This window comes from Kribbella sp. NBC_00482 (assembly GCF_036013725.1).
In the GTDB taxonomy this organism is placed as follows: domain Bacteria; phylum Actinomycetota; class Actinomycetes; order Propionibacteriales; family Kribbellaceae; genus Kribbella.
In genome coordinates, this window is the sequence record NZ_CP107881.1 from 8,078,206 (window position 1) to 8,092,288 (window position 14,083).

A 14,083-nucleotide genomic window follows, 5' to 3' on the forward strand; every position below is an offset into this window, starting at 1 on the left:
TTCGTGACGGACAGCGGTCGGCGAATCACGCGCCCCGAGAGGCGAGTTGCCGTGCCTGCGGCGCAGGCAGATCTTCGACGGGCCGCTGAGGACTTCTCCCGGCTGGCTCTGGAGATGCACGAAGCCGAGGGCATGGACGAGACCGTCCAGGCAGTGGTCGAGTTCGCGTTGCAAGCGCTGCACTGCGACTACGCCGGCGTCGCGCTGCACACCGCCGGCGGCGGCCCGGAGGTTCCGGCGGTCACCGACCCGACGGTCGCCGAGGTTTACCACTTCCAGCTGGCCGGCCCGGCCGGGCCGCTGGTTCAGTGCATGCACGAACGCACGACCGTCTCGGTGCCCGATCTCGTACAGGAGACACGGTGGCCGGAGTGGAGCGAGAAAGTTCTCGAGCTCGGGGTCCGTAGCGTTCTCGACGTACCGCTGTGGACAGCGGCCGGCACGGTCGGTGTTCTGGGCCTCTACAGTACGCAACCGAACGCCTTCGGACCGGACGAAGAAGCCGTCGCCTACATCCTCGCCCGGCACGCCGCGATTGCGGTCGCGGGTGCGCGGCGCGAGGCGAACCTGAGAGTGGCGGTCGATGCCCGGAAGCTTGTCGGCCAGGCGATGGGCATCCTGATGGAGCGCTACAACCTGACCAGCAACCAGGCCTTCGAGGTGCTGAGGCGCTACTCGCAGGACACCAACACCAAGCTCCGCGAAGTCGCCCAGCACCTGATCGACAGCCGCCGCCTCCCCAACACCTGACCACAGCCGGCGATTGGGGCCAGCGACATCGGGCACTCGATGGGTAATCGAGTGACGCGGAGGTGCGCGTGAAGATCGGATACTTTCTGTCCAGTGAGGAATACACGCCGGCGGAACTGATCGAGCAGGCCCGGCTGGCCGAGGAGGCCGGGTTCGACGGGTTGTGGATCAGTGACCACTTCCATCCCTGGAACGACGAGCAGGGCGAAAGCGCGTTCGTCTGGTCGACGATCGGCGCGATCTCCCAGGTGTGCGAGCTGCCGGTGACGACCGCGGTCACGTGTCCGACGGTACGGACCCATCCGGCCGTGATCGCGCAGGCGGCCGCGACCAGCGCCGTACTGCTGAACGGACGGTTCACGCTCGGCGTCGGGACCGGTGAGGCGCTCAACGAGCACATCCTCGGCACGGTCTGGCCGACCCTCGACGTACGGCTGGAGATGCTCGAGGAAGCGGTCGAGCTCATGCGGCGGCTGTGGACCGAGGACGGGTTCGTCAGCCATCACGGCAAGCACTACACGGTCGACACCGCACGGATCTACACCCGGCCGCAGGAGCCGTTGCCGATCTACATGTCCGGATTCGGGCCTGAGGCAACCGATGTCGCGGCGCGGATCGCCGACGGCTACATCACCACCGCACCGGACCGCGAACTACTGCAGCGATTCCGGGACAACGGCGGCGGGTCGAAGCCGGCGCAGGCCGGATTCAAGGTCAGCTACGCTCCGACCGAAGACGAAGGCATCGAGCATGCCCACCGGATCTGGGCCAACTCCGGACTCCCCGGCGAGCTCGCCCAGGTGCTCCCCTCACCGCGGCACTTCGAGCAGGCCAGCCAACTGGTGACCAAGGAGTCCACGGCGCAGTCCGTCGCCTGTGGCCCGAAGGCGGACGTGCACGTCGACGCGTTCACGCCGTACGCCGAGGCCGGGTTCGACGAGGTGTACGTCGCCAACATCGGACCGCACACCGTCGACATGATGAACCTCTACCGCACCGAGATCCTCCCCGAGCTCCGCCTTCACAGTTCTCAGTAGCCGGCACAGGCGTCAGGAGCGTCTCTCGGCGTGGAGTTTGAGGCGGTGAAGGGTCTCGGCGTTGCGGGGGTGCAGCATCAGGTCGGCCAGCCGGTCCGGCAGCAGCGCGACCGGCCCGCTGGTGGCCTGCTCGGTCATGACCAGGCGGCAACCGGTCGGTGTCTCCGTCGCCCGGAACTCCACCTCACCGAGCCCTACGGGCCAGACCCGGAGCCGCAGTCGCAGCCGGTGCAGTGGCTCGTACTCCACGACAGTCGTGGTGTCGTCCAGCAGGAACGGCCACGCGCCTACCGAGTGGTGGATCCGGCCGCCGGGCTCCGGCCACGGCGGGTCGACGTCCCGGATCCTTGACGCACCCACGACCCACGCGGCGTACGACCATCCGTCCGTGAGAATCGCGAACACGTCCTTGGCGCTCGCCTCGATCAGACACTCGTTTTCACTCATTCGCATGCGGTACCCACCCGCCACGCCTTCTAGGCCGACGCGAGGCGGACGAGGGCTGTGGTGGCGACGCCCGCGGCGGCTGCTACCACCATCGGCACCCGCACGAGATGGAGGACGCCGGCAACCCCTACTCCGATCAACTGGGTCCAGTCGAGCGTGCGGCCGCCGAGGTCAGTGACGATCAGCCCGGCGAGCAACGCCGGTGCGGTCAGTTGGGTCACCCGGACCAGTGCGGGCGGGAGATCGCGCTTTCCGAGCACCAAGGGGCCGGCGGCCTTCATCAACCAGTTACTGACGCTGACGATCAGTACGCACAGATACAGCTTCATCAGACCTCCTTCGCAATCCGATCAGGGTGGCCGCAGCAGCGCCGAGCAAGGCGTAGCTGGGACTGGTGACGAACAGCAGCCCGGCGGCGATCATCCCGCCGAGCAGACCGGCGACGACCGCGCGGCGGGATCGGCGTACTTCGTCGATCAGCAAGATGACGAAGAATGCCGGGAACGCCACGTCGAGCCCGAGTTCGTGCATGAGATCCGGTGACGGCGCGGCCAGCACGCCGACGGCGGTGCCTCCGGTCCAGAAGATCCATTGCGGGACGCTGACGCCGATCATCCGCCAGACGTCGTACCGACCGTCCTTGTCGTGCGCAGCCAGGAACGACGCGTCGACGATGGCTTGGGCCTGGAGCATGCGTGCCAGCCGGCCTCCGTGCAGGCTCGGCGCGATCGCCACGCTCATCACCAGGTACCGCACGTTGATCACCATCGCCGCAACGACCGCCGCCAGCACCGTTGCTCCGGACAACGAACTGAGCAACGTGAACTGCGCCGAGCCGCTGAAAGCGAACGCCGAGAACGCCACCGGCACCACGGTCCCCCAGCCTCGGGCCCGCGCTTCGGCACCGAAGTTCAGTGCCAGTACGCCGGTCGCGAGCGCCGGCCCGATGCCGAGCCGAAGCCCACTCGTGAAGGACTGCCGACCAGGCGACGTCATGTCGTCGCTCCTCGGACCCGTTCGTAATGCCGTCGAGCGCGAGCCCGATTGCCGCAGTCGGCCGAACTGCACCACCGGCGCGACCCGTTCTTGCTCCGGTCCAGGAACAGCCACCCGCAACCGTCATCTCCGCACCGGCGCAACCTGCCCAGGTCTTCGTCCTCGAAGAGCCGCCAGACCGCTAGCCGGACAGCGTCTGCCGGATCATCGGCTCGCCACCCGAACGGACTCATCTCGATGGACGCCGACCGGACGACCGCGGCGACGAGGCCGTGCAGCGCGTCGATCGCGACACGACCTGGCCGGTCTCCGACAGCGAGGCATGCCAGTACGTCGTACGCGATGCCTCGGGCCGCCATCAGGTCGTCGCGCAGCCGTGGCGTCACCACTACCCGATCAGTATTCACGCCCGCGGCCGCCAACCAGCGCTCCACATTCGACAGATCGGCGAACCGATCGACCGTCCGGCCGGGATCGAGCCGCCACGCCACGGTGTTCACGAGGTCGAGCGCGAGATGCCCGCCGATCAACTCCGGCCGATAAGTCACCCAGAACCACCTCCGCCCTCCCACCCTAACACCCAAAATGAGGTTTATGTGTTAGATCAATATCTATGATGGTGACTATAGACATTGCGCATCGGCCGATATAATCTTTCTAGCGTTGACAGCGAAGAACCGGAGAGTCCGATGAGCTCAGATCCGGCCGAGGAGCCGGCCAGTTTCGACGATGACGACTACCCCGCTTTCACGATGGGCCGGGCCGCCGAGATGCTCGGCGCCACGCCGGAGTTCCTACGGAGCCTCGGCGAGGCGAAGCTGATCACCCCGCAGCGTTCCGACGGTGGTCATCGCCGGTACTCGCGTTACCAGCTGCGTCTCGCGGCCAGGGCACGCGAACTCGTCGACCAGGGCACCACGCTCGAGGCGGCGTGTCGAATCATCATCTTGGAAGATCAGCTCGCAGAGGCCCTGCGGATCAATGAACAGATGCGAGACCAGGGCTAGCACCGCGGCATCGGCTGGCTTCGGCAACCGAGGTGCATCACCACAACCGCATCCCGCTTGGAGACCGAGATGTCCCTGACAGAGCGCGCCGAGGTGTTCGACGCAGGTAGGTTCGCACAGTTCGCGCTGGAGTTACACGACGCTGCCGGGGTGGACGAGACTCTGGAAGCTGTGGTGCAGTTTGCGCTCCATGCAGCCAACTGCACTCATGCCGGTGTCGCGCTCGCAGCCCGCGGTGGCCGCGCAGAAGTCGGGGCCATCACCGATCCGGTCGTCGAGACGTTGTACCGGATCCAGATCGACGGCGAGCAGGGTCCGATGCTGGCCGCGTTGTCCGGCCTGACGGTCACCGTTCCCGATGTCGCGACCGATGACCGCTGGCCGCGCTGGCAACCCGCCGCCGCGAGCGCCGGGATCGGAAGCGCACTGCACGTCCCGATGAAGGTCAACGACCAGACGACCGGCGTCCTGTCGCTGTTCAGCGACAAGCCGAACGCATTCACGGTCGACGACGAAGCAGTCGCCCACATCCTGGCTCGGCACGCCTCGGTCGCTGTGGCCACCGCCCGTCATGAAGTGACCCTGGCCCAGGCGGTGGACGCCCGCAAGCTGGTCGGGCAGGCGATGGGAATCCTGATGGAACGCTTCGACCTGGACGGTGATCAGGCGTTCGCGGTCCTGCGGCGCTACTCCCAGGACACCAACACCAAACTGCGCGACGTCGCCCAGCAACTGATCGAGACCCGCAAACTGCCGCACTGATTCACCGATCGTGCCACCGAAGGTCGCAGATCACCGGCCGGTGATCGGACGGGAACACGCCATCCACCGCGTCTCCCCCGATCACCGCCGGATCTGGAGCACACGGGTACGACGGGGCTGCGAACGTCGAGTGATAGCCGAGCGTTTCCGCGAACTGCTCCGCCTGTGTGGTCCCCTCCGCACCCCAAACCTCCTGCAGGGCAACGACATCGGGCGTGACGCGGTCGATCGTCGAGAGGATGCCGGGCTGACGCTCACGCCACCGCGGACCGAACCGCCACCAGATGTTCCAGGTCATCACCCGAACCTGATGGTCCACCATCCGCCACTCCTCTCCGGGCCACGTGTATCGCAGCTGCCTGGTACCCAGCTGGTCCTCAGCCCATGTCAGCGGACGGTGGGTCAGAGCCAGGGTGGGAGTGGTTGCGCGGGGGTGCCGTCGAGGGTGTGGACCTTGGTGTACGGGCGGCCGGCCAGGTAGGCGGTTGTGTCCGGGAGGGGGCCGCGTACTTCTGGGATGTCTCCGCGTTTGTTGCGGATGTCTTCGGACAGCGTGTGGAGGAAGTCGGCGGGTAGGTCGGCGAAGGTGACGCCGGTGCCCAGGTCGACGGCGTGGACCATCACTTCGCGGCTGCGCAGCCAGACGATCTCGGCGGCAGGGACCTCGCGGCCCTGGGCGGTGCGGACCGTGGATTGCCATTGCTCGGCGGTCAGTTCGTCCATCGCTGCGGACAGGTTCCGCGCGGACTCGTCGAACCACGCGCGCAGGTCGTTCGGCGCGCGGCGGATACCTGCCTCGATGTCGGTGGTGCGCCGGCCGGGTGAGGAGTACATCGGGCGTTCCTCGCCCGTTCGCGCCCAGTGGACCAGGTTGCCGAGCGCCTCGGCGTTGAGGGACAGGTGGGCGGCGACATGTCGACGAGTCCAACCTGGGAGCAGGGACTGACCGTCCATGTCGGCGCAGTCGACGAGGGCACGGCGGCAGAGCGCCGTACCCTCGGTGACCCATTCGCGAGTGCGCATCAGCCCGTCGTCACGTGGTTCTCGAGGCGGCCGATGCCCTCGATCTGCGTGACGACGGTTTCGCCGCCACGGAGGAAGACCGGTGGCTTGCGGGCGTGGCCGACGCCGCCGGGGGTGCCGGTGGCGATCAGATCGCCGGGGTTGAGGCGGACCATCGTGGACACGTAGCGGACCAGGTCGACGGGGTCGAAGAGCAGATCGCCGGTGTTGTCCTTCTGCATGATCTGATCGTTCACAGTGCACTGGATGTCGAGGGCGGGCCGCGGGCCGCCGACCTCGTCCGGCGTGACGAGCCACGGACCGACGGGCGTGGTGGAGTCCCAGTTCTTGCCCTGTAGCCATTCCCGGGTCCGGAACTGCCAGTCCCGGCAGGTGACGTCGTTGAGGACGGTGAACCCGGCGATCGCACCGATCGCGGTCTCCTCGTCGGCTCGCCGTACCTGCTGTCCGATCACCACCGCGAGCTCGGCCTCCCAGTCGAACTCTGAAGTCTCAGCCGGCCGCAGGATGTCGTCGTGCGCACCGATCAGTGTGTCGGAGAACTTGCTGAACAAGGTCGGGTACTCGGGCAGGTCCCGGCCCATCTCCTGGATGTGGTTGCGGTAGTTCAGCCCGACGCACACGACCTTGCTGGGCTGCGGAACCAGCGGCGCGAAGTCGGCGCCGGCCAGCGCGTACTCCTTGCCGTCGGCAACCTCAGCTCCGGCCAGTACGGCGCCGACGTCCGGAACCCCGAGATCGACCAGGACATCGCCCTCGACCCGCGCTGCCGTCGTACGCCCGTCCACGCGGACTGTTGCCAGCTTCACCGGACGACCTCCTCGCGGAACAGATTGAGCTTGCTGAAGATCGGCGCGTCGCTGAACTGGAACAGATCGAGCGCACCCGAGTCCGAATCCGACCCGGACGCCTCGGACACCACCGACAACGGCATCCAGGACGGTACGACGAACAGGTCGCCGCGCTGCACCGCCCAGGAGAAGTCGCCGACCGTCACCCGCCCCGAGCCGTCGAACACCTGGTACACCGACGAGCCTGTCTCGCGCCGCGGCGCGGTCTCGACACCCGCCGCGATCCGGTGGAACTGCACCCGGATCGTCGGCAACACATCCCCGGCCGTCGTCGGGTTCGTGTACCGCACGACCGCGTGCCCTCGTTCGACCGTGCCCGGATAGCCCTCCCGCTCCAAGGCCAACTGATCGCTCAACGCCGTATCAGTGTCAACCCACCGGTAGCACAGCAACGGACTGCCTGCGGACTCCTTGAACTGCGAGACCGGGACCAGCCCCGGATGACCCCACAGCCGCTCCGACCGGGAACGTTCCGGCGTCCCGTGCTCGTCCTCCGACAGGTGCTCGCGGCCGAAGTCGAAGAACTGCGACTCGACGTCGTACTGGAACGGAATGTCCAGGCCGTCGATCCACGCCATCGGCTGCTCGGCCGAGTTGTGGTGCGCATGCCAGTTCATCCCCGCCTGCGGCAGGAAGTCGCCGCGACGCATCGGCACCGGATCACCCTCGACGACCGTCCACACTCCCGAACCCTCGACCACGAACCGGAAGGCGTTCTGCGTGTGCCGATGCTCGGGCGCATCCTCACCGGGCATCAGGTACTGGATCGCCGCCCACAACGTCGGTGTCGCGTACGGACGTCCACCGAGGCTCGGGTTCGCCAGCGCGATCGCCCGCCGCTCCCCGCCCCGACCCACCGGTACCAGATCGCCGGAACGAGCCGCCAACTCGAGCAGGTGCTTCCACTCCCACCGATGCGGCTGCGCCTTCGACACCGGCTGCTGCGGCATCAGGTCACCGATCCGGGTCCACAGCGGGACCAGCAACTCCTTCTCGAAGCCGCGGTACAGATCCTCGAGTTCAGGTGTGGCCGGCGGATGGTCGGGCCCGTTCTCCGCGGTCAGTTTCACAGGTGAATCGGTCATATGGACTACGGTGCTGCTCCCTGCGATTCTGGAACAGAAGATTCTGCACAGCAGAACGGAGCGAGCCGATGAAGAACCCGCCGGCGTACGGCGTGACGAGTGTCGACCACGCCCTGCGACTGGCCGTCATCCTCCAGGTCGAGGGACCACTCACTGTCTCGACCGCGGCCGAGCGCCTCGGCGTCGCCAAGTCCACGGCGCACCGACTACTGACCACGCTCGTCTACCGTGACTTCGCCGTACAGGACGACGCCCGTAGCTACCACGCCGGCCCGGTCCTCGAACTCGCCGCCACCGCACACTCCAGGACCGGTGCGATCCGCGCCGCCGCGCTCGGCCCCATGCAGGCACTGGTCGACACGGTGGACGAAACCGTGAACCTCAGCGTCCGCACCGGCCGCACGATCCGCTTCGTCGCCTCGGTCGAATCCCGCCAGACCCTGCGCGTCAGCAGCCGCGAAGGCATGGTCCTCCCCGCCCACCAGTCCACCGGCGGCCTCGTCATGCTCGCCGCACTCACCGACGAGCAGATCACCACGCTGTACGACGCCGCGCCGCCCGGCGAACGCATCGACCAGAGCAAACTCCGCACCGAACTCCGAGCAGTACGACGCAGCGGCATCGCGATCAACCTCGAACGGACCGAACGCGGCCTGATCGCGATGGGCCACGGCATCACCGACGCCACCGGGACCACAGTCGCCGCCGTCTCCGTATCGATGCCCAGCGTCCGCTACTCGACCGCCCGCATCCGCCGCATCACCCCGGCCCTCACCACCGCGGCAAGCTCCATCTCCACCGCACTCTCCTAGACTCCGGTCTCCAGGCGGGTGGCGATATCGGCGCGGAGGGCGACCTTGTCGATCTTGCCGACCTTCGTGGTGGGGAGTTCGGGGATCAGCACCAGGCGTTCGGGAAACTTGTACGGCGCGACGCCCAGGTCAGCCATCGCGTGCCGGACGTCGTCGAGGGTGATGTCGGTGTTGCCGCGCGGGACGACGTACACGCAGACGCGTTCACCGAGGCGCGGATCGGGCATCGCGACCGCGGCGACCTGCTGGACACCGGGGAGGGTGTAGGTCAGGTTCTCGACCTCTTCGGCGGAGATCTTCTCGCCGCCGCGGTTGATCATGTCCTTGTCCCGGCCCTCGACCACCAGGTTGCCGCCAGCAACGATGCGGCAGATGTCGCCGCTGCGGTACCAGCCGTCCGGCGTGAAGGCGCGGGCGTTCTGCTGCTCGGCCTTGTAGTAGCCGCGGGGCGTGTACGGGCCCCGGGTCAGCAGCGAACCCGGCTCGCCCGGCGGGACCGGATGCTCGAACGGATCGACCACCCGGAGCTCGTCGTCGGGGCACATCGGGCGACCTTGCGTCGTACAGATGACGTCTTCCGGGTCGTCCAGGCGGGTGTAGTTGAGCAGGCCCTCGGCCATCCCGAACACCTGCTGCAGCGTGCATCCCAGCACCGGCTTGATCTTGCGCGCCACCTCGTCGGCCAGCCGCGCACCGCCCACCTGCAGGACGCGCAGCGACGACAGGTCGTTCGAGTCGGAGTACTCGTCCAGCCAGCGCTGCGCCACCGCCGGCACCACCGCGGTGTGCGTGACACCTTCCGCGGCGATCGTCGCGAACGTGCGGATCGGCTCCGGGCTCGGCAGCATCACGACCGTCCCGCCGACGAGCAATGCGCCCAGAAGACCGGGGCAGGCGAGCGGAAAGTTGTGTCCGGCCGGCAGTGCGACCAGGTAGACCGTGGAGGCGTCCATCCCGGACACCGCGCCGCTGCACTTGGCGTTGTAGGTGTAGTCGTCGTGGGTGCGGGCGATCAGCTTCGGGAGTCCCGTCGTACCGCCGGACAGCAGGAAGACCGCGACGCTGCGGCTGTCCGGCTCGGCACCCTGCCACGCGTCGGTGCCTGAGCAGAGGGCGCGCAGATCTACGCTGCCCTCGGTCAGATCGGCGCCGACGACCAGGACGTGATCGAGCGACTCGACTTCGTCCTTCAGACGATGCCCGAGCGCCTGATGGTCGAAGCCGCGGAGGACATCGGGTACGGCGATGGCCGCGGCCTCGGCGTGCGCCGCCAGGTAGGACAACTCGTGGTGGCGGTGCCCCGGCAGTGCCATCACGGGGACGATGCCGGCGCGAAAGCAGGCGAGGGTGAGTACGACGAACTCCCACCCGTTTTGCAGCTGTACGACGATCCGGTCGTCGGACCGCAGACCCAGGTCGGTCAACGCCGTCGCGGCGGAGTCCGCGCGGGCGGTGAGCTCGGCGTACGTGAGCCTGAGGTCGCCGTCGACCAGCGCGACTTTGTCCGGAGTGCGCCCGGCCTGCTCCCAGATGTGCGACGGCAGACTTCGCCCCTCCCAGTAGCCGGCCGCGACGTAGCGTTCCACATCCTCGGCCGGCCAGGGCACCACACCATCGGCGATCGGACTGACCATCACTGCTCCTTGCCCGTGATCACAGCGTCCAGCGCGACCAGCCCGTCACGCGTCAGCCGCAAAGGATTGATCTCGATCTCGTCCACCTGCTGTGCGTCCAGCAGGACCTGTCCCAACGCCTGCACAACGCGAGCCAGCTCGCTCCGGTCCAGCACAGGCCCACCGCGCCAGCCGTCCAGCAGGGCACACCCGAGCAGTTCGTCCGGCATCGAGGACGCCTCGGCCACGGACAGGGGCGCAGCGCGTACGGCGACATCCGCAAGGGCCTCGGCCGTCGTACCACCCAGCCCGACCAGCACCACCGGCCCGAACACCGGATCCCGCCGCGCGCCGACAATCAGATCAACGCCGGGTGCAGCCATCTGCTCCACCAGCACTCGCTCCACGTCTAAGGCATCCAGTGCGTCCTGCAGTTCTGCGTGGGTGCGGATTCCCAGGTGTACTCCGCCGACCTCGGTCTTGTGGAGAATCGCGGCGTCGAGAATCTTGAGTGCGACCGGACCGCCCAGCGTGTCCAGGGCAGCGTGGGCTTCCTCGGGAGTGCTGCAGGCAACGCGGGATGGCGTGCGAACGCCGAGAGTGTCCAGGACGGTCTTGGCTTGGTGTTCGTCCCACGGGCCTAAGGGTACGGCGATCGATGGGAGCGGCTCGTCCGCGGAGCGCCGGTTGTTGAGGCAGGCGTCCTCCACCAGCGCGCGGACTGCATGGGTGAGGGCGGCCGGGCTGGTGGCTACCGGGTAGCCGCGCTCGTGCAGGCCCGACCGGACTGCGGTGACGTCCGCCGTGGATCCACCCACGGCGACCACAGTAGGCGTCGAAGCGGCCTGCGGGGAGAGTTCGGACACGAGGTCGACGCTGTCCGGCTCGGTCAGCGCATAGACCGCGACCAGGTCGACCCCGGGGTCGGCACCAACCGTCCGAACCACCTCACCAAACCCAGCGCCTGGCCGACCGGTGTCCACCGGGTTCGCCTGGTAAGTCATCGGGGGCAACAGCTCACCGAGCCGCCGCTGCGTCTCGTCCGCAAGCACGGGCACCTGGATCCCGGCGCCCCGCAGCCCGTCCAGCAACAACAACCCCGGACCGGCCTGCGCCGTCACGACGCCCACCCCGGGCGAAGCGGCGGGCGCCAATCGAGTTGTCGACAAGGCGCCGACAGCATCGACCAGCTGACGTTCATCGTCGACAAGGACAGCGCCCGACTGCCGCAGTACGCCTCGAGTGGTCCGCCACGACGTCGCCAGTGCGCCCGTGTGCGATTTCGCGAACGCACCGACATCGTTGCGTCCGACAACCAACGCCACCACTGGCTTCCGTGCCGAGAGCCGCGCGACGGCAGCGGCGAGGCGCGACCCGTCGGCCACCGATTCGATGTGCAGAGCAACGGCCTTGGTCGCCGGATCCGTCAGCAGATGGTCCAGTACGTCGGCCGCGTCGATGTCGGCGGCGTTGCCCAGTCCGACCGCGAGGCTCACGCCGTACCCGGCCTCTGCCAGGAGGAAGGACAGCGCATGGTTCACGCCACCGCTGGCCGCAACGACGGCGACCCCACCTGCAGGCACCGACCCGACGCTCGGCACGAAGCTGGCCGTCAGCCCGCGGCCCGGCACCAGGAATCCGGAGGTGTTCGGTCCCAGCAGCCGAATGCCGTGGCGATCGACCACGTCTGTCAACGCACGCTGGTACTCCGGATGGCCGGCCTCGGCGAAACCTCCCGCACACACGAGAGCCGCCGAGGCGCCGGCCTTCGCGGCCTCAGCCACCGCATCAGCTGCTGCGGCTGCCGGAACGCAGACCACAGCGAGGTCGATCGGTGCGCCGAGCGAGTCCACGGCCTCGGCGACAGAGCCGTGCAGTTCTGAGTCGCGCGGGTTGACCAGCGCGAGTGGTGCGTCATAGGTGGAGAGGGAGCGTGCCATTACCGCGCCGAGCTTGGCCGGGTTGCGCGAGGCGCCGATCACTGCGACCCCGCGAGGGGCAAACAACCCGTCCAAACCCTTCACACGCTCCCTCCCACACTACGGCTGACCCCGGCGAGCGGGTGCCTGTCCGGACTGCCGCTGGTCCGGCCCACCAGATCGGCGCGGCCGGACAGGAGGAGGGTCTCCGCGTCGTCCGGGGTCAGCTCGTCATCAACCACCATCGCGGGGACGCCGGCCACCAGCCGCGCCTCCTCCGCCAGCAACGTCCGCGTCAACCGCGATCCGCCGTACACCGCCACCACCGCCGGCCCAGCCAGTACGCCGGAGTGCAGCGACCCCAGCGCCGAAGGCAAATCCTGCTCACTCGCGGGTGCCTCCAGCCACAATCCCCAGTCCCGGACACGGTCCGGCGGCTCAGAGAACAGCGTCAAGGCGGACCGTCCCCACTCACCAACCACACCGTCAGCCGCCACGGCGCCCATGCCTGAAGGTGGAGAGACTGGATCCGCGGAGGTTGGTGAGTGCGGGAAGTCCACCTCGACCAGCCGGCCAGGCGCCGAGAAGCCGCCGGAGCGGAACGGTGTGTCCAGCGGAGCCGGTCCGTTCTGTGCGTGCCACGACGTACGGGTGGCCGCGACGAAGGCTGGGTCGCGGCGGGCGAGCTTGCCGCCGCTGATGCTGCGGGTGAGGAAGTGGAAGGCGAACTGCCACGGCTCCAACGTGTCGTGGTACCGCCCGAAGTGCTCCCACCATGACAACGAGGGCCGTGCCGAACCTTGGATCTTCTCGACCGACGGCCGCGCCGATTCCTCGTACGCCGCGAGCGCCGCCGGGACATCGTCGTGCGCAGCGAGCGCCGCGGCCAGCGCGACCGCGTCCTCCATCGCCATCTTGGTTCCGGACCCGACCGAGAAGTGCGCGGTGTGCACGGCGTCGCCGAGGAGTACGACGTTGCCGTGCGACCAGCGCCCCGTCCGCCGGGTCCGGAAGCTCGCCCAGCGTGAGTTGTTGACCAGCAGTGGATGCCCCTCGATCTGCTCGGCGAAGAGCTTCTCCAGGTACTGCTTGGTCTTCAGATCGCTCGTCCCGGGCGGCTGCGACACGTCGAACTCGTCCAGCCCGGCTCGCAGCCACGACTCCCGATCGGTCTCCACGATGAACGTGCTGACGTCCGGGCCGATCGGATAGCCGTGGACGGCGAACACCCCGTCGGCACTGCGCTCGTGGACGAAGGTCAGTCCGTCGAAGTGGTACGTCGTACCGAACCAGATGAACTTCGCCGCGGCCGTCTCGACCATCGGCTCGAGTACCGCTGCCAGCCGCTCCCGGATCCGTGAGTTGGCGCCGTCGGCCGCGACGACCAGGTCGAAGTCGGTGAGGTCCTCGAGCTCGACCTCGGTCTGGAAGCGCAGGGTCACGCCTACGGTTCGGGCGCGTTCCTGCAGCACGGCGAGCAACGTCTTGCGGGCGATCGCCGCCATCCCCATCCCGCCGCAGCGGAACCGCTCCCCCTTGAGACGGACCTCGATCGCGTCCCAGTGCACGCCGTACTCCGTCAACGCGTCGCGGACCACGGGGTCGGCCGCGTGGATGCCGGCCAAGGTGGCGTCGGAGAACACCACTCCGAAGCCGAACGTGTCGTCCGCACGGTTGCGTTCGAACACGGTCACCTCGGCGGCCGGGTCACTCGCCTTCACCAGGGTGGCAAGGAACAGCCCACCGGGGCCGCCGCCGACAATCGCGATCCGCATCGTTAT

The 14,083-nt window shown here is 68.1% G+C and carries 16 protein-coding genes; 5 read left to right on the forward strand and 11 right to left on the reverse strand.

Annotation, left to right across the window (positions count from 1 at the left end):
- Positions 1-51: 51 nt before the first annotated feature.
- Both OHB24_RS38865 and OHB24_RS38870 read left to right on the forward strand, forming a co-directional pair.
- Positions 52-750, forward strand: coding sequence for a GAF and ANTAR domain-containing protein (locus OHB24_RS38865; RefSeq protein WP_327635949.1), 699 nt, complete (start codon positions 52-54; stop codon positions 748-750).
- 68 nt (positions 751-818) lie between these two features.
- A complete protein-coding gene (locus tag OHB24_RS38870; RefSeq protein ID WP_327635950.1) occupies positions 819-1,787 on the forward strand; it encodes a TIGR03557 family F420-dependent LLM class oxidoreductase in 969 nt (322 codons plus the stop codon).
- Positions 1,788-1,799: 12 nt separating this feature from the next.
- On the opposite strand, the gene OHB24_RS38875 is transcribed toward OHB24_RS38870, so the two are convergent.
- Genes OHB24_RS38875 through OHB24_RS38890 form a run of 4 tightly spaced genes read right to left on the reverse strand, consistent with a single transcriptional unit; the run spans position 1,800 to position 3,778 of the window.
- The gene (locus OHB24_RS38875; RefSeq protein WP_327635951.1) at positions 1,800-2,234 is read right to left on the reverse strand and encodes an SRPBCC family protein; all 435 of its coding nucleotides are present in this window, start codon (positions 2,232-2,234) and stop codon (positions 1,800-1,802) included.
- A 29-nt stretch (positions 2,235-2,263) separates the two neighbouring features.
- The gene (locus OHB24_RS38880) at positions 2,264-2,563 is read right to left on the reverse strand and encodes an AzlD domain-containing protein (protein ID WP_327635952.1); all 300 of its coding nucleotides are present in this window, start codon (positions 2,561-2,563) and stop codon (positions 2,264-2,266) included.
- Positions 2,523-3,230, reverse strand: a complete 708-nt coding sequence (locus OHB24_RS38885; protein ID WP_327635953.1) for an AzlC family ABC transporter permease — start codon at positions 3,228-3,230, stop codon at positions 2,523-2,525. The genes OHB24_RS38880 and OHB24_RS38885 overlap by 41 nt, the downstream gene beginning before the upstream one ends.
- On the reverse strand, positions 3,227-3,778 hold the full coding sequence (locus OHB24_RS38890; protein ID WP_327635954.1) for a CGNR zinc finger domain-containing protein: 552 nt from the start codon (positions 3,776-3,778) through the stop codon (positions 3,227-3,229). Before OHB24_RS38890 ends, OHB24_RS38885 begins: the two co-directional genes overlap by 4 nt.
- A 141-nt stretch (positions 3,779-3,919) precedes the next feature.
- Here OHB24_RS38890 and OHB24_RS38895 point away from each other — a divergent pair, with 141 nt between their 5' ends.
- Both OHB24_RS38895 and OHB24_RS38900 read left to right on the forward strand, forming a co-directional pair.
- On the forward strand, positions 3,920-4,237 hold the full coding sequence (locus OHB24_RS38895; protein ID WP_327635955.1) for a MerR family transcriptional regulator: 318 nt from the start codon (positions 3,920-3,922) through the stop codon (positions 4,235-4,237).
- 69 nt (positions 4,238-4,306) lie between these two features.
- Complete coding sequence (locus tag OHB24_RS38900) at positions 4,307-4,999, forward strand: GAF and ANTAR domain-containing protein (RefSeq protein WP_327635956.1); 693 nt, start codon at positions 4,307-4,309, stop codon at positions 4,997-4,999.
- Position 5,000: 1 nt separating this feature from the next.
- Here OHB24_RS38900 and OHB24_RS38905 read toward each other — a convergent pair whose 3' ends face one another.
- The 4 genes from OHB24_RS38905 to OHB24_RS38920 form a co-directional block, all read right to left on the reverse strand.
- On the reverse strand, positions 5,001-5,321 hold the full coding sequence (locus OHB24_RS38905) for an endonuclease/exonuclease/phosphatase family protein (protein WP_327635957.1): 321 nt from the start codon (positions 5,319-5,321) through the stop codon (positions 5,001-5,003).
- An 80-nt stretch (positions 5,322-5,401) separates the two neighbouring features.
- Positions 5,402-6,022, reverse strand: a complete 621-nt coding sequence (locus OHB24_RS38910) for a maleylpyruvate isomerase family mycothiol-dependent enzyme (RefSeq protein WP_327635958.1) — start codon at positions 6,020-6,022, stop codon at positions 5,402-5,404.
- Positions 6,022-6,831: a fumarylacetoacetate hydrolase family protein gene (locus OHB24_RS38915; protein WP_327635959.1), complete on the reverse strand. Its 810-nt coding sequence runs from the start codon at positions 6,829-6,831 to the stop codon at positions 6,022-6,024. The genes OHB24_RS38910 and OHB24_RS38915 overlap by 1 nt, the downstream gene beginning before the upstream one ends.
- The gene (locus OHB24_RS38920; RefSeq protein WP_327635960.1) at positions 6,828-7,958 is read right to left on the reverse strand and encodes a cupin domain-containing protein; all 1,131 of its coding nucleotides are present in this window, start codon (positions 7,956-7,958) and stop codon (positions 6,828-6,830) included. The genes OHB24_RS38915 and OHB24_RS38920 overlap by 4 nt, the downstream gene beginning before the upstream one ends.
- A gap of 68 nt (positions 7,959-8,026) precedes the next feature.
- Between OHB24_RS38920 and OHB24_RS38925 the strand changes: the two genes are divergently transcribed.
- A complete protein-coding gene (locus tag OHB24_RS38925) occupies positions 8,027-8,770 on the forward strand; it encodes an IclR family transcriptional regulator (RefSeq protein WP_327635961.1) in 744 nt (247 codons plus the stop codon).
- On the opposite strand, the gene OHB24_RS38930 is transcribed toward OHB24_RS38925, so the two are convergent.
- From OHB24_RS38930 to OHB24_RS38940, 3 genes are read right to left on the reverse strand one after another with little or no spacing between them, the layout of a single operon-like run.
- The gene (locus OHB24_RS38930; RefSeq protein ID WP_327635962.1) at positions 8,767-10,404 is read right to left on the reverse strand and encodes a (2,3-dihydroxybenzoyl)adenylate synthase; all 1,638 of its coding nucleotides are present in this window, start codon (positions 10,402-10,404) and stop codon (positions 8,767-8,769) included. The genes OHB24_RS38925 and OHB24_RS38930 overlap by 4 nt on opposite strands.
- Complete coding sequence (locus tag OHB24_RS38935; protein WP_327635963.1) at positions 10,404-12,407, reverse strand: acetate--CoA ligase family protein; 2,004 nt, start codon at positions 12,405-12,407, stop codon at positions 10,404-10,406. The genes OHB24_RS38930 and OHB24_RS38935 overlap by 1 nt, the downstream gene beginning before the upstream one ends.
- Positions 12,404-14,077 carry an FAD-dependent monooxygenase gene (locus OHB24_RS38940; RefSeq protein WP_327635964.1) on the reverse strand — a complete coding sequence of 558 codons (1,674 nt, stop codon included), beginning with the start codon at positions 14,075-14,077 and terminating at the stop codon, positions 12,404-12,406. The genes OHB24_RS38935 and OHB24_RS38940 overlap by 4 nt, the downstream gene beginning before the upstream one ends.
- Between the last annotated feature and the right edge of the window lie 6 nt (positions 14,078-14,083).